Origin of the sequence: Streptomyces caeruleatus (assembly GCF_001514235.1) — a bacterium.
In the GTDB taxonomy this organism is placed as follows: domain Bacteria; phylum Actinomycetota; class Actinomycetes; order Streptomycetales; family Streptomycetaceae; genus Streptomyces; species Streptomyces caeruleatus.
In genome coordinates, this window is the sequence record NZ_KQ948924.1 from 872,427 (window position 1) to 891,252 (window position 18,826).

Sequence of the window (18,826 nt, forward strand, 5' to 3'; positions counted from 1 at the left end):
TGAGGCATGTCGGAGACAGCCCTGTTTACCGACCAGTAGGTACTGGCCGGTTGTCATGGTGTGACACGTGTCAGGCGGGGTCAATCACCGGAAAGAGGGATTCTTGACGGAGATTCAGTGAACGGCGTCAGCGCAGTGCCGGCTCGTCGAGGGTCAACTCCCCCGCGTCCGCGTCCAGTTCCGCGCCCACCCCGAAGGGGGTCGTCAGCGCGTCGTCGCAGTGACCGAAGCCGAACTCCTCCACGACCGGCACGCCGAGGCCGCCGAGCCGGTCCAGCAAAACCGGGCGCACCGTGTCGTAGTGACCGCATCCCGCCCAGGAGCCGAGCGCGATCCCCGCGACCCCGTCGAGCCATCCCGTGCGCAGGAGTTGGGTCAGCATCCGGTCGATGCGGTAGGGCTGCTCGCCGATGTCCTCCAGCAGCACCAGCCCGCCCCGCGCACCGGTCCGGGCGTGCGGGGTGCCGAGGTCGGAGGCGATCATGCTGAGGCAGCCGCCGAGGGTGACGCCACGGGCCCGTCCGGGGACCATGGCCGTGCCTCGGGAGGGGATCACGCGGACCGTCTCCGGACGGAAGAGCGTGGCCTTCAGGTGCTCCTGCGCCCGGGCGTTCTTGACGAAGTCGACCCCGGCCGCCGCCGGTCCGTGCAGGGTGACCAGGTCCAGCCGGGTGGCGAAGGCCTGGTGCAGCACCGTGATGTCGCTGAACCCGACGAACACCTTCGGCCCGGCCGCCCGCATCGCCGCCCAGTCGAGGAGGTCGACCATGCGCTGGGCGCCGTAGCCGCCCCGGGCGCACAGCACGGCGTCCACGGACGGATCGCACCAGGCGCGCTGGAGGTCGGCGGCGCGGTCCGCGTCCGTCCCCGCGAGGTAGTCGAACTCGCCGTGCCGGTCCAGTACATGAGGGGCGACGACGGGGTCGAGGTCCCAGCCGCGCAGCACATCGAGTCCGGCCTCCAGCCGCTCCTCGCAGACGGGTCCGCTGGACGCGACGACGGCCACGCGGGCGCCGGGGGCGAGGCGGGAGGGCCGAACCAGGGGCCGTAGGGGCTCTGTCACTCGGTGAGCTCCAGCGTCGGGATCCCGGGCGGGTTCAGCCCGAAGACCTGGGCGTACAGGGAGAGTTCGGACTCCAGGACGCGGATCATCGTCTCCGCCCGCCGGAACCCGTGACCCTCGCCCTCGAAGGCGAGGTAGGCGTGCGGCACCCGGCGTCCCGCCATGCGGGCGAGGAACCGCTCGCACTGGGTGGGCGGGCAGATCACGTCGTCCAGGCCCTGGAGCAGCAGGAACGGCACGGTGAGCCGGTCGGCGTGCGCGGCGGGCGAGCGCTCCGCGTAGCGTGCCGGCACCTCGGCGAGGGGGCCGACCAGCGACTCCAGGTACCGCGACTCGAAGTCATGGGTCTCCCCCGTGCCCCAGCCGGCCAGGTCGAGGATGGGATAGAGGATCGTGCCGCAGGCGTAGACGTCGGTGGCGGTGAGCGACGCGGCCGCGGTCCAGCCGCCCGCGCTGCCGCCCCGGACGGCGAGCCGGTCCCGGTCGGCGGTGCCCTCGTCGGCGAGGGCGAGCGCGACGGCCGCGCAGTCCTCGACGTCGACCACGCCCCACTGCTCGCGCAGCCGGTCGCGGTACGCCCTGCCGTACCCGGTGGAGCCGCCGTAGTTGACCTCGGCGACGCCGATGCCGCGCGAGGTGAAGTAGGCGATGGCCAGGTCGAGGACGAGGGGCGCCCGCGAGGTGGGGCCGCCGTGCGCCCAGACGACGAACGGGGGTGGTGTGTCGGCGGGGGCGACGCAGCCCGGGTTGTGCGGCGGGTAGATGTGCGCGTGGATCTCGTCCCCGGCGGGGCCGGTGAAGGTGCGGATCTGCGGCTCGGGGTAGTAGGCGGGGTCCACGGCGTCGTCGTGCGCGGCGCCGATGACACGGGCGCGTCCCGTGCAGGTGTCGAGTTCGACGACCTCGTACGCGCTGCGCGGACTGGCACCCACGGCGACAATCCGTTCGCCGTACACGGCGAGCGTGGCCTCGAACTCGGTCCAGGGGCCCGCCGCGTCGACGATCTCGCCGGTCTCGGGTTCCAGCACCCCGAGGGCCGTCGCCCCCCGGCCGTGCACGACGGCGACGAGCCCGCCCGCCAGCGGGGCGAACCAGCGCAGGCCCGGCTTCCACAGCGGCCCGCCGAACTCCTCCTCGCGCGGACACAGGGGTACACCGTCGCGGTAGAGGTTCCACCAGCCGCTGCGGTCGCTCACGTACAGCAGCCGGCCGTCGAGCGCCCAGTCAACCTGCGCGATCGACTCCTCCGGGCCACCAGCGACGGTGCGCGGGGCGTCGAGCGTGCCGTCGGCGCCGACATCGGCGACCAGCAGTTCCGTGCCGTCCCACGGCATGCGCGGATGGTCCCAGGCGAGCCAGGCCACCCGCAGCCCGTCCGGCGCGATCCGCGGCCCGGTGACGAACCGGTGCCGGTCGTCGGTGAGTTCGCGTACGCCGTCCCGGTCCTCGGCGGCCGAGCCGTCCAGCGGGACGGCGGCCAGGACGCGCCGCACGTCGGTGGGCCCGTCGCCGGTGAACTCCTCCAGTACGCACCACACTTCACCGAGTTCGAGCCGCACCTGCGGCTCCGCCCAGCGCAGCCCGCCGCCCACCGGCGAGAGGGGAGTGAGCGGACGCGGCTCGCCGCCCTCCTCGTACCGGTAGAGCCGCTGGTCCGCGAAATCGACGAACACGACGAGCGGCCGGCCGTCGACCTCGACGCCGGCCCAGGGCTGTCCGCCGTACTCGACGACCCTGCTGCGCACGTTCCACGGGGCGGGCAGCACGGACTCCTCCGTGCCGTCGGCCCGGCGCCGCACCAGTGTGCGCCGGCCGCCCTCCGTAGGCCTTGGCTCGGTCCACCACGCCTCGTCGCCGACGAAGCCCACCCACTCGGGGTGCCCGTCGTGCGTGGCGGCGAGGGCCGCGTCGACGGGCGAGGGCCAGGAACCGTACGCCAGAGTCCGCACCGTCTCCCCCACCTCGCCTAGGCCGTCCGCAGGAAGCGGTCGAGGACCCGCACGCCGAAGTGCAGCGCCTCGACCGGCACCCGCTCGTCGACGCCGTGGAACATCGCCCCGTAGTCGTAGCCCTCCGGCAGCTTCAGCGGGGAGAAGCCGTAGCCGGTGATGCCGAGCCGGGAGAACTGCTTGGCGTCCGTGCCGCCGGACATGCAGTACGGCACGACGTGCCCTTCGGGCGCGAACTCCTCGATGGCGGCGCGCATCCTGGCGTACGTCGGCGAGTCCACCGGCGACTGGAGGGCCACCTCACCATGGTGGAACTCCCAGTCCACGTCGGGTCCGGTGAGCTCGTCGAGGGTGGCGGCGAACTCGTCCCGCAGGCCGGGCAGATACCGGCCGTCGACATAGGCCACGGCCTCCCCCGGGATCACGTTGACCTTGTAACCGGCTTCCAGCATCGTCGGGTTGGTGCTGTTGCGGACGGTCGGCGCGACGAGCTCGGCCACCGGGCCCAGCTTCTCCAGCAGTCCGTCCACGTCGTCCAGGTCGGCCTGAAGGCCGTACAGCGCGGCGAGTTCGGTGAGAGCGGCGCGGACCGTCGGGGTCAGCCGCAGCGGCCACTCGTGGGCGCCGATGCGGGTGACGGCGGCGGCGAGGCGGGTCACCGCGTTCTCCGGGTTGGGCCGGGAGCCGTGTCCGGCCCTCCCGCGCGCGGTGAGCTTGACCCAGCCGGTGCCGCGCTCCGCGGCCGCGATCGGGTAGAGCTGCCGCCCGCCGCCGTCGTGGACGGTGAAGGCGCCGGCCTCGCTGACGCCCTCGGTGCAGCCCTCGAAGAGCCCGGCATGCCGGTCGGCGAGGAATCCGGCACCGTCCTCGGCGCTCGCCTCCTCGTCGGCGGTGAACGCGATCACGACGTCCCGGCGGGGCCGTACGCCCTGCCGGACCCAGGCCCGGACGACGGACAGGATCATCGCGTCCATGTTCTTCATGTCGACCGCGCCCCGGCCCCACACGACCCCGTCGCGGATCTCCCCGGAGAAGGGGTGCACGCTCCACTCGGCCGCCTGCGCGGGCACCACGTCCAGATGCCCGTGGACGAGCAGCGCGTCCGCCGACGGGTCGGTGCCCTCGAAGCGGGCGACGACGTTCGTGCGGCCCTTGGTGCGCTCCAGCATCGTGGGCTCCAGGCCCGCCTCGGCGAGCCGCGCGGCGGCGTACTCGGCGGCGGGGCGCTCCTGGCAGTCGCCGCCGCCCCGGTTGGTGGTGTCGATGCGGATGAGGTCGGAGGTGAACGTCACGACCTCGTCGAGTGCCTGCTGGTCAGCCATACTGCTCCTCCACCGCGGCCGAGACGATCGTGGTGACCGCCTTGAAGGTACGGATTCCCTCGTACATGCGCTCGCTGGTGTACGCCACCTTTCGCTCGCCGACACGTGCGACACCGGGGACGACGGTGGCCGCCATCGCGAGGTGCTCGGCGTCGAACTCCAGGGCCACGGTGAACGGCCCGTCGCTCACCGGCACCCCGCGCACCGCCAGCGCGGCCGCCTCCTTGGCCGCGGCGCGGATGTCGGCGGCGGTCCTGGCCGGCGTACGGCACACGGCGGCGTAGCGCGAGACATGGTCCTTGACGGCGACCTTCAGCGCCTCGGGCGCGTACCCGAGCGCGTCCTCGCAGGCCACGTCGTCCCCGGTGACCAGCACCACGGGCACGCCGTACTCGGCGACGACGTGCGCGTTCAGCAGGCCCTCGCTCGCCCGTACGTCGTTCAGCCACACCCCGGTGATGGAGTTGGCCAGGTAGGTGTGGGCGAGGACGCCCTCCATGCCGGCGCCCGCGTGGTAGCCGACGAAGGCGATGCCGTCCACGTCGCCGTGCTGCACGCCCTCGACCATGGACAGCGTCTTGTGCCGGCCGGTGAGCATCTCCGCCCGCTCGTCGAGCCGTTCGAGCAGCAGATTGCGCATCGTCCAGTGCGCCTCGTTGATGACGACGTCGTCGGCGCCGCCGTCGAAGAACCCCAGCACGGCGGCGTTGACGTCCGAGGTGAACATCCCCCGGCACCGCTCCCACTGCGGCGTCCCGGGCAGCACGTCGGCCGGCCAGGTCACCCCGGTGGCGCCCTCCATGTCGGCACTGATGAGGATCTTCATGAGGCTTCACGTTACGCGCCGGTGCGGCTACTTCCTACGAGGCGGAGAGCGGCGAGGTCGGACGGCACCCTCACCGCCATCTGCTGTCGCCGCTGATCGGGGACAGGGAGGGCCGTGTCTGGATCTTCGCCGCCGAGAAGCCGTACTTGTCGAAGACGGTCCGGTCCGTGATCAGGCGGTAGCCGTACCACGCGTCCCAGATGTAGGCGCGCGAGTCGCCGCTCACCCTGGCCAGGAGGCCGTTGGCCAACTCGTGGGCCTCGTCCCAGGCGCAGTCCGCGAAGACGCTGTCGCTGACGACGGCGACGCCGTTCCAGTCGTCCCAGAGGTTGAAGTAGACGGTCGCGTCGGGGACGTAGTACAGGCGGTCGCCGGGGCCGACGAGGTAGACGCGGTCGTGGTGGGGCGTCTTGAAACGCTGCCCCGCGACCGGGCAGACGGTCTTCTCTGACTTGTCGGAGGCCCGGCCGTTCACCGTCGACACCAGGGCCGGTCCGACGGCCTCGGGTGAGGACGCGCGGTCGCAGTGCGGCCAGTCGCCGAAGCCCTTGGTGCGGTTCCACAGGCGGTGGGCGGCCTGGATGTTCCACTCCGGGTCCAGCGCGTCGCGCGGTGTGCCGCCGAGTTTCCGCAGCGCGGCATCCGAGATCTGGAAGACGCCCCAGTTCCGGGTGCCGTCGGTGTTCGGCACGATGTGGAACGGATCGAGGAACGACTGGCAGTCGGCGAGCGCGACCGCGTCGTCGGGCACTTCGCGGAACACCTTGCGGACCCGCTGCCGCACCTTCCCGGGCGGCCAGGTCTCCATCCGGCCCCTCGGGGCGTAGAGCGCCTTCTTGGTCTCCTCGCCGACCACCCCGTCGGCGTCGATCCGCGACAGCGCCTGGAAGGCGGTCACCCGACGCAGCGTCTGCGGGCCGAAGTCGCCGTCGACGTCCATCTCGGCCCCGGCCCGGGCGAGCAGCCGCTGCACCTCCCGTACGCAGGCACCGCGCTGCCCGAGACGCACCGGTCCGGCGCACTCCGCCGAGAACAGCGGGCGTTTGTCGGCGTCGGCGGTGCCGTCAACGGGGCCGGTTCCGGAGACGGCCGCGATGCCCCATGCCGTGGCTCCCAACGCCAGGACGAGGGCGAGGACCGCGAGGGCCGGTGCTCTGGCGGGGTGCCAGGGCGAGCGCGGGGCTGGTTCGTCCGCCGGGGCCGGCGCCCGGGATGGGCCCAGAGCTGGGGCTGCTTCCGGAACCGCGTCTGCATCCGCATCCGCGTCCACGCCCACGTTCATATCCGTGATGTCCGTGCCGCGGTCCGGCTCCCGCGCGGCGTCCGCCAGGGCCCAGAGCCGGTGTAATCGGCGCAGTTCCTCCGGTGAGGCCCCGCAGGCCGTGGCGAACCGGTGGGCCGACCCGTAGTCCTGCGGGACGTGCGAGCCGGAGCAGTAGCGGTGCAGGCTGGACCTGCCTATCCGGGTCCTGCGGGCCAGCGCGTCATAGCTGAGGTCCGCCCGTTCCTTGAGCGCCCGTAGACAGGCCGCGAACTCGTCGAACTCCGCGGGCTGCGATCCCATTCGGTCTTCCCCCTCGGCGCACACCGTCGTACCGCGCCGCCCCACTGTCCCTCCGGCGTCCCAGCGGGCCGGCTGAAGTGCAAGGTCACCACGTTTCCGCGTCCAGCATCCCATCGGGCGGCGATTCATAAGCCGCGACGCTGACCGCAAGTGGGTCGCCGACTGCTGAACCACCTCACCTGATCACTCGGCCGCCGCTCCACGAAACGGCGGCCGAGTGGCGTGTGTTGCCGCTGACACCTCTGCGTCCTGTCAACTACCCTTCGACCACGCAGAGTTGGCTATCGGCATGGGGGAGCAAGGATGCCGAGGAAGACCAGTAGGCCAGGTTTGCGCGGCACGGCGGTGATCGCCGCCGCCCGCGCCAAACTGCGCCCGACGGGCAACCATGTCACCGGCTACCTGGCGGTCTGCGCGGCCGGCACGCTCATCGGCACCTCGCTCGTCGTCGGAGCCGGCGCGTCCGGCACCCGGCCGAAGCTCGCGGACGTCGGTGCCTGGCTGACCAGTAGCGCGAAGGGCGAGGTCGTCCACGCGCACGGGCTGACCGGCGAGGTGGACGGCAGGGCCGCGCTGCCGGCCGGGATGGCGGGCCACCCCGTCTCGGTCGCACAGGACGGCAGGACCACGCTGGTGCTGGACGAACGGACCGGCCGGGTCGTCCGGATCGACGCCGCGCAGCTCACCGCCGCCCAGTCGACGGACTACGGTGCGGCGGGGCTTCAGCTCGTCTCCGGCGGTGCGTACGCCTATGTCGTCGACCCCGTGCGGGGCACCGTCCAGCGGATCGACCCGGCGCTGACGACGGCCGAGAGCCGGCCCGTACAACTGGGCGGTAAGCCCGGCGCCGCCGTGGTGGACGGGGAGGGCACGCTGTGGGTGCCGCTGCCGGACTCCGGCACCGTGGTGCCGTTCGTCGACGGCCTGAAGGGCGCGGCCGTCAAGGTGGCCGACGCGGGCCACGATCTGACGCTGACCGTGGCCGGCGGCCGTCCCGTGGTGACCGACGGGACCGCCGCCGCGACGAAGGTGCTGTCGGCCACGGGCGTTCGGGGCGCCTTCGACCTCGGCGCCGCGGTCGCCGGGGCGGATCCGGCGGACGTTCTGGTGCCCGGGGGCACCGAGGGCTCCGCGGTGCCGGTGCTGGCCGCCCGTACCGGCGATCTGGTCGTGGTGGACGTCCACAGCAGGCACACCGTGCGCGTCCGCGTACCGACGGCAGGCCATGTCCTGGGAGCGCCCCAACTGCTCGGCACACGTGTCTACTTGCCCGACGAGACCACCGGCAGGCTGCTGGTGTACGACACGGCGGCGTCCGCGCTCGCCGACCCGGTACCGATCACCGACGGGCCCGGCGAGCTCGAACTCTTCGTGCGGGACGGGCTGTTGTGGGTGAACGACCCGGACGGCGCCGCCGCCGCGGTGATCGACTCCGACGGCGAGGTCAGGCGGATCGGCAAGTACGGGACGGCGGCCCCGTCGGCGCGCAAGCCCGGGGACGAGCCGGTCGAGGACGGCGTCCCGACGGGCGCCCCGGTCGAGCAGGTTCCGCCGGGTGCGGCCGTCCCGGGCGCGACGGCTCCCGGACCTGGCACGCCCTCCGTCGGCGCCTCCGGCGGCCCGTCCGCAGGAGCGTCCGGGCCACCCGGGCCGACACCGCCGGCACCCGAGCCCGGGGCGCCGGGAGCACCGCAGGCGGAGTCGCGGTCGGGCGCCATCCGCATCACCTTCGCCGAGGCGCTGGGCGCGACGCCGCAGCGCTACGTCCTCAAGGGCGCCGGCCCGGACCAGACCGTCACCCCGGACGAGGTCGGACCCGACGGTCCGTTCGTCTTCGAGGTGCGGGGCGGGTCGTGCGAGAAGCAGTACAGCTTCACGGTGGTCGCGGAGTACGGCGGGGGCAGGCCGGACAAGGAGTCGGCACGGTCGGCGCTCGCGCGGCCGTGTGTGGCGCCGGGGGCGCCGCGGAACGTCACCTTCACTCCCGACCAGGGCGGCCACGGCGGCACGGTGACCTGGCGGGCGCCTCAGGACGCCGGCTCGGTGACGTACACGATCAACGGGCCTGGCGGGACGGCGGAGACCACCGAGCACAGTCACGCCTACAGCGGCCTGCGCAATGGAATCGTCCGCGGGGTGGCGGTGATGGCGAGGAACGCAGCCGGGTCGGGCCCGGCGGCATCGGGGTGGATCGACCTGACCCCGACCGCTCAGCAGATGAACATCGTGAACAACAAGCCCAACGGGCGCGATCTCGGGATCCGTACCAAGCCCCACAGCACGGAGGGTGGTCGCGCGGGGAGCATTCCCCCCGGGGAGAACCCCGAGGTCACGGTCCACTGCAACATGAGGGGCGAGGAAATCACGATCGGCGGGAAAACAACCGATGTCTGGGCCCGCCTCACCTACTATGACCCGCTCATCGACAAGAACATCACCGGGTACGTCACTGACCTCTTTGTGGAGACCCGCTCCAACCCCGACGTCTGGGAATGTGAATGACCCCTCCCCCCACCGACGGCACCGCCCGCCTGGCCAAGTGCTTCCACGCCCTCGCCGACAACGTCGAACGGGTCGTCAAAGGCAAGCGCGACACCATCGAGCTGGCTCTGACCTGCCTGTTCGCCGAAGGGCACCTGCTCGTCGAGGACGTCCCCGGCACCGGCAAGACCACCCTCGCCCGCTGTCTGGCCGCCTCCATCGAGGCCGAGTTCGCACGGGTGCAGTTCACGCCGGACCTGTTGCCCTCCGACATCACCGGCGTGACCGTCTACCGGCAGAACACCGGTGTGTTCGAGTTCCTCCCGGGCCCGGTCTTCGCCAACATCGTGCTCGGTGACGAGATCAACCGCGCCTCGCCCAAGACACAGTCGGCGCTGCTGGAGGTGATGGAGGAGCGCCGCGTCACCGCGGACGGCACCACGCACCCGGTGCCGCGCCCGTTCATGGTGCTCGCGACCCAGAACTCGGTGGACATGGGCGGCACTTACCCGCTGCCGGAAGCCCAGCTCGACCGCTTCCTGATGCGGATCACCGTCGGCTACCCCGACCACACCTCCGAGGTCTCGGTGCTCAAGGAAACCGGCGCCGACCCCGAGTCGCTGGCCCCGGTGGCCACCGCACAGGAGATCGCCGAACTCATAGCGCTGGCCGCCGCCGAGGTGCAGGTGGCCGACGCGCTGTACGACTACATCGTGCGGGTGGTGGCGGCGACCCGTGCCGTTCCCGACGTACGCCTCGGTGCCTCACCGCGCGGCTCCGTCGCCCTGCTGCGCGCGGTGCGGGTGCGGGCGGCCTCGCAGTCCCGGCCGTACGCCTTCCCGGAGGACGTGAAGGCGCTGGCCGGTCCCGTCCTCGCGCACCGGCTTATCCTCACGCCGGAGGCCGAGCTGAGCGGCCGCAGCGGCGCGGACGTGATCGAAGAGGTGCTGGCCACGGTGGAGTTGAACAGCGGGGCACGCCTCTGATGCTGTCGGGCACCGGGTGGGGGACGCTGGCCGCGGGTGCCGTACTGACCGGCGTCGGCTACGGCTTCGGGTACGGCGAGCTCGCGGTTCTCGGCGTGACGTGTCTGCTTTCGGTCGCGGTCGCCGTCCTGTGGGCGCTGCCCGCGCCCCGGCTGGGCGCGGAGCGGCGGATCGCGCCGGGCCGGGTGAGCCGGGGCGATCCCGCCGAGGGCGTCGTCACCCTCGTCAACACCGGGGCCCGCACCCGACGGGGCCTGCGTGCCGTCGACCGGTGCGGTGACCGGGACATCCCCGTCGACGTGCCGCCACTGGGACCGGGCGCGGCTCACGAGCTGCGGTACGCGCTGCCCACCGCCCGACGCGGCCGCGTCCCGGTAGGGCCGCTGCGGCTGGAACGCACCGACCCGCTCGGACTCGCCCGCCGTATGCGCCCGTACGGTGCCGAGGACACGCTGCTCGTACGGCCCCGGATCTGCCCGCTGCCCGTGCTGCCGTCGGGGCAGGCGCACCACGTGGAGGGGCCGGCCTCCGACGCCGCCGACGACGGCTCGCTGACCTTCCACGCGCTGCGCGAGTACGTGCTCGGCGACGACCTGCGCCGCGTCCACTGGCGGTCGACGGCCCGCACCGGCACGCTGATGGTCCGCCAGATGGTCGACGTCTCGCTCCCGCACACCACGCTCGTGCTCGACGGCCGCCGTCGCGCCTATACGTCGGAGGACGACTTCGAGCTGGCCGTGGACTGTGCGGCCTCCGTCGCGTACGCGGCCGCCCGCTCCCACTTCCCCGTGCACCTGGTCGGCGAGGCGGGGGCGCTGCTGCACACCGACGGCTCGGGCGACGACGGCGAGGCGCTGCTGGACGCGCTGGCCGTGGTGCGCCGCTCGGATCTGACGTCCCTGGCCGCCGCGTTCGAAGGCCGCCTGGGCGGCGGCCGAGGGAACGACGGGACGCTGGTCGTCGTCACCGGCACGGGCGACACCCGGGGGCTCGGCGCCGTCGACGGGGTGCGGGGCCGCTTCGACCGGGTGACGGTGGTGCGTGCCGGCGCCGACGCGCAGAGCACCCGCGACAGATCCGGGTCCGGGACTGGCTCCGGCTCCGGCTCCGGCTCCGGCTCCGGCTCCGACGTACCGCAGTTGCGCGTCGCCTCGCTGGACGAACTGCTCGCCGGATGGCGCCGGGAGGCCGTGCGATGAGCACTACGACCCCGGTGGCCGTCCCCTCGCTCCGGAGCGAGGTACCCGCACGGACCGGCGGTGTCGCCGGGGAGCCGAAGGCGCCGGAGGAGACGGTGGAGACGGACCGGACGCGACGGCTGTGGTCACTGCTGCCCGTGGCCGCACTGTCCGGCGCCTCGGGGTACGGGTTCGCCCGGGTCTTCCCGCCGTCCGAGCTGCTTGCGGTGCTGGCGGTGGCGGTGTTGGCCCCGATCGCGCTCTCGGCGGTGCTGTCAGGCCTGCTCCGCCGTCGCCCCACCCGCGAGGGACGCGCGGGCCGCCCCACCCTGCCGCTGTGGCCGTCCGCGCTGCTGACCGTCGTCGCCTGGGCCGTCGTCGTCAGCGCGACGCTCTTCCACGAGGTGAGCGACGGTCTGCCCGGCGCGGCCGCGCTGCGCGCCGCGTGGTCCGCGCTGCTCGACGCCCCGCACGCGCTGCTCACCACCATTCTGCCCGCACCCGGCGAGCCGGAGTTGCTGGTGCTGCCGCACGCCGTCGTCTGGGCGGCCACCGCGGTCGCCGCGGAACTCGCCCTGCGGACCCGTGCCCCGCTGCTCCCGGCCCTCCCCGCGGTCCTCGCCTTCGGCTTCCCGCTGGTGCTCGGCGCGGACGGCCCGGGCTCGTCGTACCCGGCGGCGGGCGCGCTGGCCGGGGCCGCCGCGCTGCTGGTGCTGGTGCGTTCACGGGTCCGGCTTCCGCTGCGGGCCATGGCGCTCCGGCTGCCGGCGGCGGCCGCGCTCGGCGGCGTCGCGACGCTGCTGGGCCCGCACCTTCCCGGTCTCGGCTCCCCGTACGACCTCCGGGAGACGGCCACACCGCCGACCGAACGGCCGCTGTCCGTCAGCCCGTTGGACCAGGTCGCGGCCTGGCTGCGCAACGGCGACGAGAAGGTCTTCACCGTACGGACCTCGGGCGCGGCCCCCGGGAACTACCGGCTGGCGGTCCTCGACCGGTACGACGGGACGACGTGGACCAGCAGCGCCGGGCTGACCCCTACCGGTGGCCGGGTGCCGGAGGAGCAGGGCACCGACCGGGACGCGGCAGGGCGCACCAAGACACTCCAACAGCGGTTCACCGTGCAGTCGTTGCCCGGCATCTGGCTGCCCGCCGCCGACCGGCCCTCGTCCGTGACCACGCCCGAGGGCACCGCCCTGTCCGTCGACCAGGACAGCGGGATGCTCTCCACGGGCACGGCCGTCCCGAGCGGCTTCACCTACACCGCGACCTCCCGGCTCCCCGAGTACGACGCCGACCGGCTGCGGTACGCGGCCGCCGCCCACGACCCGGCCAGGGTGGCTCTTCCGGCCGTCGACGCGGCAGGGCAACCGATCCCCTCCGTACGGTCCTTCAGGACCGTCGCCGCACGGGTCACCCGGGGCACCACCCAGCCCTACCAGCGGGCCGTACGCCTGGCCGACTGGCTGCGCGCGACCTACCGGCTCGACCCGGGGGCGCTGCCCGGCCACACCTACCGGAGCCTGGAGTTCTTCCTGGCGGACGGCGGGCGCGGCACATCCGAGCAGTTCGCCGCCTCGTTCGCGGTCCTGGCCCGCACCCTGGGCCTGCCCACCCGGGTGGCCGTGGGCTTCCGCCCGGGCACGCGGACCGGTTCCGGCACCTGGCAGGTACGGGGACGGGACGTGCTGGCCTGGCCGGAGGTGCGGTTCGCCGGGGTCGGCTGGGTGCCGTTCCACCCGACGCCCGGCGAGGCCGCGCAGGGCGGCCCCGGTGCCGCGTCGGCGGCGGAGCCGGAGGAACGTCAGCGGGCGGACCGGGAGAGCACCAAGCCGACGCCGCCGTCGACGCCTCCGCGCACGCCCGCCGAGGCGGCCCCCGCCACCGGGGGTGCGTCCGGTACCGGTATGCCGCCGCTGTGGCTGACCGTCCCGCTCGCGCTGCTCCTGCTCGCCACGGCCTATGCGCTGTACGCGCTGTGGCTGCCGTACAGCAGGCGCAGCGGACGGCGCAACGGCCCGGACGCGCGGCACCGGGTCCTCGGGGCCTGGCGGCAGATCGAGGACCGCCTCACGGAGATCGGCCTTCCCGCGACGGGAGCGCACACGGCGCAGGAGATCGCCGCGTTCGGCGCGCGGCATGTGGGCGGGACCGTGGGCCGGCGCCTGCCGGACCTGGCGACCCTGGTCAACGAGGTCGAGTACGCGGGCCGCAGACCCGACAGCGCGGCCGCAGACGCCGCGTGGGCGGACTGCGACGCGCTCGAAAAGACCGTCCGGGCCCGCGTCCCGCACCGCACCCGTCTGCTCCGGCTCCTGCGTTCCGCCGCCCCTCGCCGACGGCGCGGCGCCCGGCCTCCCGTACGGTGACCGGCTTCGGCTGGAGCCGGTCCGGCCGCTCCTGGCGTACGCCTGGAGAGATCCATACGCCCAGGGACATCAGGTCATGCCTTCTGCCGTATTAGACGTATCCGCGCTGGTCACCTAGCGTGCGGCGCATGACAGAGCGACGTGCGATCCTCAGCGGCTCGATCTTCGAGGAGCAGATCGGCTATGCCCGTGCCGTGGTCGACGGCGACTGGGTGCATGTGTCCGGGACGACCGGGTTCGACTACACGACGATGACGATCTCCGACGACGTGGTGGAACAGGCGGAGCAGTGCCTGCGCAATATCGGGGCCGCGCTGGCCGAGGCGGGGTGCACTTTCGCGGACGTGGTGCGGGTGCGGTATCTGCTGCCGGACCGGGCGGACTTCGAGCCCTGCTGGCCGGTTCTGCGCCGCTGCTTCGGTGAGGTCCGGCCGGCCGCGACAATGCTCATGTGCGGTCTCGCCGACCCTCGTATGAAGATCGAGATCGAGGTGTACGCGCGTCGGCCCCTCGCGTAGCGCCCCTTTCACGCCCCCTGGGCGCGCTTGTCAGCCACCCTGTCCGGGCACTACTGTCACCACGCCTTGGTGAACGGGAAACCCGGTGTGATGCCGGTGCGGCCCTCGCCACTGTGAATCGGGAAGTCCGGCTCCAGCCCCCCAAGGGCAGCCACTGGGTCCTTCGGGACCCGGGAAGGCGGAGCACGGGCGGTGGTACCCGTAAGCCAGGAGACCGACCAGGGCGCGTCAACCATCCACGAGGTGCTGGAGAGGGTCTGCTGAGCCATGCACATAGCCGAGGGTTTCCTGCCTCCGGCGCACGCGGTCGCCTGGGGCGTCGCGTCCGCGCCCTTCGTCGTCCACGGCGTCCGTTCACTCACCCGTGAGGTCAAGGAGCACCCGGAGAGCACGCTGCTCCTCGGCGCCTCCGGAGCCTTCACGTTCGTCCTGTCCGCGCTGAAGCTGCCCTCGGTGACCGGCAGTTGCTCGCACCCCACGGGCACCGGTCTGGGCGCCATCCTGTTCCGGCCGCCGATCATGGTGGTGCTGGGCACCATCACCCTGCTCTTCCAGGCGCTGCTGCTCGCGCACGGCGGTCTGACCACGCTCGGCGCCAACGTCTTCTCGATGGCGATCGTCGGCCCCTGGGCCGGGTACGCGATCTACAAGCTGCTGCGGCGCTTCGACGTGCCGCTCATGGTCGCCGTGTTCTTCGGCGCCTTCCTCGCCGACCTGTCCACGTACTGCGTGACCAGCGTCCAGTTGGCCCTCGCCTTCCCCGACCCGAGCAGCGGGTTCCTGGGCGCGCTCGGCAAGTTCGGCTCCATCTTCGCCGTCACCCAGATCCCCCTCGCGGTGAGCGAGGGACTGCTCACGGTGCTCGTGATGCGGCTGCTGGTGCAGTCCAGCAAGGGCGAACTGACCCGGCTGGGTGTGCTCCTGGCCAAGAAGCAGTCCCGGACCGAGACCGAGACCGAGGCGGTGGCCCGATGAGCAGGAACACGAAGATCAACATTCTGCTGCTGGTCGTCGTGGCCGCCCTCGCCGTGCTGCCGCTGGCGCTCGGCCTCGGCGACCACAAGGAGGAGCCGTTCACGGGCGCCGACGCCGAGGCGGAGACCGCGATCACCGAGATCGAGCCGGACTACGAGCCGTGGTTCTCGCCGCTGTACGAACCGCCGTCCGGTGATATCGAGTCGGCGCTCTTCGCCCTCCAGGCAGCCCTCGGCGCCGGGGTCCTCGCCTACTACTTCGGTCTGCGCCGGGGACGGCGGCAAGGCGAGGAGCGGGCGCTGGAGCGGGTCGGCGGCGCGGAGAGCGCGGTCGGCGCGACCGCCGAGGAGTCCACGGCCGAGAGGTCCTGACCTCTCATGCTGCCGATCGACGCGGCGGCGCACAGCAGTCGCTGGCGCCGCCGTCACCCCGTGGACAAGGCCGTGCTCGGGCTCGGCCTCACCGTGCTGGCGATCTCGCTGCCGCCCTGGCCGGGCGCCGCGCTGGTCCTGGTCACCTCCCTCGCCGTACTGCTGGGTCCGGCGGGCGTGCCCGCGCGCCGGCTGTGGCGGGCTTACCGTGTGCCGCTCGGCTTCTGTGTGACCGGCGCGCTCACCCTGCTCGTCCAGGTCGGCGGGCCGGACGGCTTCGTGTCCCTCGCCGACGAGGGCCCGCTGCGCGCCGGGGAGTTGCTGCTGCGCACCTCGGCCGCCTCGCTGGGTGTGCTGCTGTTCGCCTTCACCACGCCGATGTCCGATCTGCTGCCCCGCCTGGTGAAGGCCGGGGTCCCCGCGCCCGTCGTGGACGTTGCTCTGGTGACGTACCGGATGAGCTTCCTGCTTCTCGACTCCGTGCGGCGTATCCGTCAGGCCCAGGCCGCTCGGCTCGGGCACACCAGCCGGGCCGCGGAGTGGCGGTCCCTGGCCGGGCTCGGGGCCACCGCCTTCGTGCGGGCCTTCGACCGGGCCACCCGGCTCCAGGCCGGGCTCGCCGGGCGCGGCTACGACGGCACGCTGCGGGTCCTGGTGCCCGAGGCCCGGGTCTCCGTCCGCTTCACGGCCGCGAGTTGCGGGCTCCTCGCAGCGCTGGCCGCCCTCACCCTCGTACTGGAAAGGGCCCTGCCATGAGCGAGCCCACCGCCCTGGTCGCCCTGCGGGGCGCGTCCTACGCCTACGAGGACGGCCCCGTCGTCCTCAGCGGCCTCGACTTCGACGTCCGCGAGGGGCGCGCGCTCGCGCTGCTCGGCCGCAACGGCAGTGGCAAGACCACGCTGATGCGGCTGCTCAGCGGTGGACTGCGCCCGCACGACGGCCGGTTGACCGTGGAGGGTACGCCGGTCACGTACGACCGCAAGGGCCTGACCGGGCTGCGGACGACCGTACAGCTGGTGGTGCAGGACCCCGACGACCAGCTGTTCGCCGCGTCCGTCGCCCAGGACGTCTCCTTCGGCCCGCTGAACCTGGGCCTGCCCGACGCGGAGGTACGCGCGCGGGTCGACGAGGCGCTCACCGCCCTGGACATCACCGCGCTGGCCGACCGGCCCACGCATCTGCTGTCGTACGGGCAGCGCAAGCGCACGGCCATCGCGGGCGCCGTCGCGATGCGGCCCCGGGTGCTGATCCTCGACGAACCGACCGCCGGGCTCGACCCCGACGGCCAGGAGCGTCTGCTCGCCACCCTCGACGGGCTCCGCGCGAGCGGCACCACGGTGGTGATGGCCACGCACGACGTCGACCTGGCCCTGCGCTGGGCGGACGACGCGGCGCTGCTGACTCCGTCCGGGGTACGCACCGGACCGGCGCCCACCATGCTGGCCCGCACGGATCTCCTCCAGCAGGCCGGGCTGCGGCTGCCCTGGGGTGTCGCGGCGGCCCAGTTCCTGCGCGCGCAGGGTCTGCTGGACGGCGCGTCGCCCGGCCCGCGCGACGCGGAGGCGCTGGCGGCCCTGGCGGCCCTGGCGGCGGCACCGAGCCCGGCCGAAGGCTGAGCTGTCCGCGCGTTGGGCACACGGGTGATACATCCCGCGAGCGCACACCAAAGGCGGGGCGGGCCCCACGGTTGCCTGTTTCATGAGGTCACGTACGACCGAAGTGAGGCAGCATGGCCGAGGCCACCGAGGCAACCCGCCCGCCCGAAGGGCTGAAGGCCGACGCGATCGGGTTCGTCGACGCCCTCGTCATCGGGCTCAACGCCACCTCGCCGGCGTACTCGCTGGCCGCGGCGATCGGCCCGGTGGTGGCGCTCGTCGGTGTCTACGCCCCGGGCGTCATGCTCGCCTCGTTCGTCCCGATGCTGCTGATCGCGTCGGCGTTCTACTACCTCAACCGGGTCGACCAGGACTGCGGGACGACGTTCTCCTGGGTCACCCGGGCGATAGGCCCGTGGGCCGGCTGGCTCGGCGGCTGGGCCATCACGATGACCGGGGTCCTGGTGGTCGGCTCGCTCGCGGACGTCGCGGTGACGTTCGCGCTGCTCGCGTTCGGCCTCGACAGCTGGGTCGACAACGAGTTCGTGCGCGAGACGCTGACGGTGCTGCTCATCCTGGTGATGACGGCCGTGTGCGTCATCGGCACCGAGGTGTCGGCCAAGGTGCAGAACATCCTGATCCTCGCGCAGGTCGCCTGTCTGCTCGCGTTCGCCGTGGTGGCGATCTACCGGGTCTACGCCGACACCGGTTCGCTCGACTCCGTCGATCCGGCGTTCGGCTGGCTGGATCCCTTCGGGGCCGGCGGCGCCGAACTGACGGCGGGTCTGCTGCTGGGCGTGTTCATCTACTGGGGCTGGGAGTCGGCGGTGAACCTCACCGAGGAGGTCGAGAACTCCGCCACGGCTCCCGGCAAGGCAGCCGTGTGGTCGACGGTCATCCTGCTGGTGACGTACGTGTCGGTCGCCTACGCGGTCGTGGCCTACGCGGGGCCGGCGTACCTGGCCGAGAACGCCGAGGAGGAGGAGTTCATCTTCGCGCTGCTCGCCGACGAGGCCATGGGCGCCTGGGACTGGGTCGTCCTGCTGGCGGTCTCGACCTCCGGCCTCGCCTCGACGCAGACGACGATCATCCCCGCCTCGCGCACCGCGCTGTCCATGGCGCGCAGACACGCGCTGCCGGCGCACTTCGGGCACATCCACGCCCGGTTCCGCACCCCCGACGTGAGCACCTGGTGGGTCGCGGCCATCGCCATCGCCTGGTACCTCGTGGTCCGCCAGATCAGCGAGAACGCCCTGTTCGACTCGCTGACGGCGCTGTCGTTGCTGATCGCGTTCTACTACGCGCTCACGGGCGTGGCCTGCGCGGTGTACTACCGCCGCCATCTCACCGAGAGCGTGCGCAACTTCGCGCTCATCGGCCTCGGTCCGCTGGTCGGCGCCGGGCTGCTGGTCTGGCTGCTGGTCGAGTCGATCGGCGACATGTCGGACCCCGCGAACTCCTACAGCGGCGTCTCCTGGTTCGGACTCGGTCCGCCCCTGGTCATCGGCATCGGCATCACCCTCGCGGGCGTGGTCCTCATGCTCGTGTGGCGCCTGACGGCACCGGCCTTCTGGGCGGAGCGCCCGGAGGTGGCCGACCCCGCCCTCGTACCCGGCCACAAGGAGCCCTGAG

The 18,826-nt window shown here is 72.9% G+C and carries 15 protein-coding genes and 1 riboswitch; of the genes, 10 read left to right on the forward strand and 5 right to left on the reverse strand.

Features of this window, described 5'->3' with window-relative positions:
- Positions 1-127 precede the first annotated feature (127 nt).
- The 5 genes from AQJ67_RS03840 to AQJ67_RS03860 all read right to left on the reverse strand — a co-directional run bounded on the left by AQJ67_RS03840 (position 128) and on the right by AQJ67_RS03860 (position 6,724).
- A complete protein-coding gene (locus AQJ67_RS03840; RefSeq protein WP_062716521.1) occupies positions 128-1,063 on the reverse strand; it encodes a S66 peptidase family protein in 936 nt (311 codons plus the stop codon).
- Positions 1,060-3,024 (reverse strand): prolyl oligopeptidase family serine peptidase, encoded by a 1,965-nt coding sequence (locus tag AQJ67_RS03845; protein WP_062716522.1) that lies wholly within the window; start codon positions 3,022-3,024, stop codon positions 1,060-1,062. Before AQJ67_RS03845 ends, AQJ67_RS03840 begins: the two co-directional genes overlap by 4 nt.
- Before the next feature lie 5 nt (positions 3,025-3,029).
- Positions 3,030-4,334 (reverse strand): M20/M25/M40 family metallo-hydrolase, encoded by a 1,305-nt coding sequence (locus AQJ67_RS03850; protein WP_062716523.1) that lies wholly within the window; start codon positions 4,332-4,334, stop codon positions 3,030-3,032.
- Complete coding sequence (locus tag AQJ67_RS03855) at positions 4,327-5,160, reverse strand: M55 family metallopeptidase (protein ID WP_062716524.1); 834 nt, start codon at positions 5,158-5,160, stop codon at positions 4,327-4,329. Before AQJ67_RS03855 ends, AQJ67_RS03850 begins: the two co-directional genes overlap by 8 nt.
- 70 nt (positions 5,161-5,230) lie before the next feature.
- Entirely contained in the window at positions 5,231-6,724 is a 1,494-nt protein-coding gene (locus tag AQJ67_RS03860) for a helix-turn-helix domain-containing protein (protein ID WP_063807272.1), read from the reverse strand.
- Positions 6,725-7,027: 303 nt separating this feature from the next.
- Between AQJ67_RS03860 and AQJ67_RS03865 the strand changes: the two genes are divergently transcribed.
- From AQJ67_RS03865 to AQJ67_RS03910, 10 genes are all read left to right on the forward strand, one after another.
- Complete coding sequence (locus AQJ67_RS03865; RefSeq protein ID WP_159058707.1) at positions 7,028-9,226, forward strand: hypothetical protein; 2,199 nt, start codon at positions 7,028-7,030, stop codon at positions 9,224-9,226.
- On the forward strand, positions 9,223-10,191 hold the full coding sequence (locus AQJ67_RS03870) for an AAA family ATPase (protein WP_079055740.1): 969 nt from the start codon (positions 9,223-9,225) through the stop codon (positions 10,189-10,191). The genes AQJ67_RS03865 and AQJ67_RS03870 overlap by 4 nt, the downstream gene beginning before the upstream one ends.
- Positions 10,191-11,390, forward strand: a complete 1,200-nt coding sequence (locus AQJ67_RS03875) for a DUF58 domain-containing protein (protein WP_062716526.1) — start codon at positions 10,191-10,193, stop codon at positions 11,388-11,390. Before AQJ67_RS03870 ends, AQJ67_RS03875 begins: the two co-directional genes overlap by 1 nt.
- Complete coding sequence (locus AQJ67_RS03880) at positions 11,387-13,735, forward strand: transglutaminase TgpA family protein (RefSeq protein WP_159058708.1); 2,349 nt, start codon at positions 11,387-11,389, stop codon at positions 13,733-13,735. Before AQJ67_RS03875 ends, AQJ67_RS03880 begins: the two co-directional genes overlap by 4 nt.
- 128 nt (positions 13,736-13,863) lie before the next feature.
- The gene (locus AQJ67_RS03885; protein WP_062716528.1) at positions 13,864-14,253 is read left to right on the forward strand and encodes a RidA family protein; all 390 of its coding nucleotides are present in this window, start codon (positions 13,864-13,866) and stop codon (positions 14,251-14,253) included.
- Between the two features lie 50 nt (positions 14,254-14,303).
- A riboswitch (cobalamin riboswitch) is annotated at positions 14,304-14,490 on the forward strand.
- 30 nt (positions 14,491-14,520) lie between these two features.
- A complete protein-coding gene (locus AQJ67_RS03890; protein WP_062716529.1) occupies positions 14,521-15,228 on the forward strand; it encodes an energy-coupling factor ABC transporter permease in 708 nt (235 codons plus the stop codon).
- Positions 15,225-15,599, forward strand: a complete 375-nt coding sequence (locus AQJ67_RS03895) for an energy-coupling factor ABC transporter substrate-binding protein (RefSeq protein WP_062716530.1) — start codon at positions 15,225-15,227, stop codon at positions 15,597-15,599. The genes AQJ67_RS03890 and AQJ67_RS03895 overlap by 4 nt, the downstream gene beginning before the upstream one ends.
- A gap of 6 nt (positions 15,600-15,605) precedes the next feature.
- Entirely contained in the window at positions 15,606-16,355 is a 750-nt protein-coding gene (gene cbiQ, locus AQJ67_RS03900; RefSeq protein ID WP_062716531.1) for a cobalt ECF transporter T component CbiQ, read from the forward strand.
- Entirely contained in the window at positions 16,352-17,215 is an 864-nt protein-coding gene (locus AQJ67_RS03905; RefSeq protein WP_062716532.1) for an ATP-binding cassette domain-containing protein, read from the forward strand. Before cbiQ ends, AQJ67_RS03905 begins: the two co-directional genes overlap by 4 nt.
- Before the next feature lie 113 nt (positions 17,216-17,328).
- The gene (locus tag AQJ67_RS03910; protein WP_062716533.1) at positions 17,329-18,825 is read left to right on the forward strand and encodes an APC family permease; all 1,497 of its coding nucleotides are present in this window, start codon (positions 17,329-17,331) and stop codon (positions 18,823-18,825) included.
- The last annotated feature ends 1 nt before the right edge of the window (position 18,826 follow it).